The sequence below is a fragment of the Corallococcus llansteffanensis genome, assembly GCF_003612055.1.
GTDB classification, from domain to species: Bacteria; Myxococcota; Myxococcia; order Myxococcales; family Myxococcaceae; genus Corallococcus; species Corallococcus llansteffanensis.
On the sequence record NZ_RAWB01000970.1, the window covers coordinates 1 to 1,779 of the forward strand.

The 1,779-nt window shown below is 69.9% G+C and carries 1 protein-coding gene; it reads right to left on the reverse strand.

Going from position 1 to position 1,779, the window contains the following annotated elements; translation table 11 throughout:
* Positions 1–1,779: hypothetical protein (locus tag D7V93_RS45635; protein WP_158623983.1), on the reverse strand; the 1,779-nt coding region annotated here is incomplete at both ends.

The window sequence follows — 1,779 nt, forward strand, 5'->3', positions numbered from 1 at the left end:
GGTGGGGGGCGCCCCGGTGATGACGATGACCCCGCTGGTCGAGTGGCGGATGCGGAGCGCGTTGTTGCCGGTGTCGAAGGTCCACCCGTCCGCGGCCAGGTCCGTGCGCTGCGACAGGGCGGTGCCGCCCGCCGTCACCGTCGAGGGCACGAAGGCGAGGCGCAGCACCTCCGTCGCGCTGGCGTCGTAGGTGGTGTAGCGGACCTCGTTGCCGGGCCCGTAGGTGACGCTCTTCACCACGGAGGTGGAGCGCAGCAGGTGGTTCTGTCCGGCGGGCGCCCAGTCCGGCTGCGCGCCCATGCCGATGACGAAGTGGCGGATGAAGTCACCCCAGCCATCCGTGAACCAGACGTTGTTGGGATAGGGCCCGTCGATGGTCAGCCCGCTGTTGCGCACCATGTACGTGGCCCAGTTGAACGCGCGGAAGGCCTTGTCCTTCGCGGCCGCATCGCCGGTGAGCTCCGCGTAGCGCGCGTTGACGGCGGCGTAGCGCGAGGTGTGGCTGCCCATCTTGTAGTGGAAGGCGTACTGCTCCTTGATGGGGCGCGCGCCGAACTCGAGCGTGTCCCCGAAGTTCGTCTCGATGAAGGCGATGATGTTCTGCACGTGCGCCTGCCAGCTCGGGTCCAGGCCGGGGTTGTCCATCAGGAACTTGGCCGTCTCCCCGGGCACCAGCTGGTTCAGGTTGTTGGTGGCGTCCGAGCCCACGTCCTCGAAGTACTGGGTCCAGTTCTGCGTCGCGATGGGGCCGTTGCTGCCCAAGAGCCACGCAAGGACGGTGGCTTGGGTGCTCTGCCATTGGGCCAGCTGCGTGCTGCTGTAGCCGGGCGCGCCGTTCAGCGTGCCCGCCTGTCCCAGCTTGATGAGCTCCTGGAACAGCTTGAGGGGCTCCACGACGTTGGACGCGTAGTTGTCCACGATGTTCGCGCCGGTGCGCACGGCGTTGTCGGAGGCCCGCACGCGGTACGGCCACGGCGACACGGTGGCGGTCGGCGTGCGCAGGTGGCTGGTGAGCTGGTTGGCCGCGTTGATGGCCATGTCTCGATAGGCCGTGTTGCCATTGAACTTGAAGGCCTGGACGGCGGCCCACGCGAGCGCGCCCACCTTCTCCGGCTGGAGGTAGCCCACGCCATCGCCCACGCCCACCGAACCGCCCGCCTGCGCGCCGGCATACGTCAGCGTGCCGCTGGCGCCGCTCGCATAGGGCACCTGCGACCAGTGGTCGCCCACGGCCGTCATGCCGTGCGCCAGGTGCCAGTCCAGCAGCGCCAGCGCGGCGTTGCGCAGGCGCGGGTCGTCCTTGTAGGGCGAGTACGCGAGGCCGGACTCGATGAGCATCGCGTTCAGGCCGGCGGGGTTGTGCGGCCAGCCCACCGGCTGGCCCGCGGGAGAGCACCCGGGGGCCGTGCCGCTGCACAGGTACGAGTGCGCGTAGTAGGCGGGCTTCGCCACCGACGGGTTCGTGAGGTTGGACAGGTTGGGGAGTGCCAGCAGGTAGTTCTGGTTCAGGTCCAGCACGTAGTCATACGCGGCGGAGCTGCCCGGGTTCGTGGGCGGCGCCCAGGACAGGAGCTTCCCCGTGCCGTCGCACTGCGCGGCGTGCTGGTCGATGCTGCCGCCGCCGCTGCACGCGAGCGCCTGGCGCACGGTGGTGATGGCTGTGGGCGCTTCGGTGGGCTCGGGGGCGCCGGAGGGTGCGACGCAGCCGGTGAGCAGGACGCAGGTGAGCGCGCCGATGAAGCCTGGGCGCGACGCGAAGAGGGAATGCATGGGGTGGGG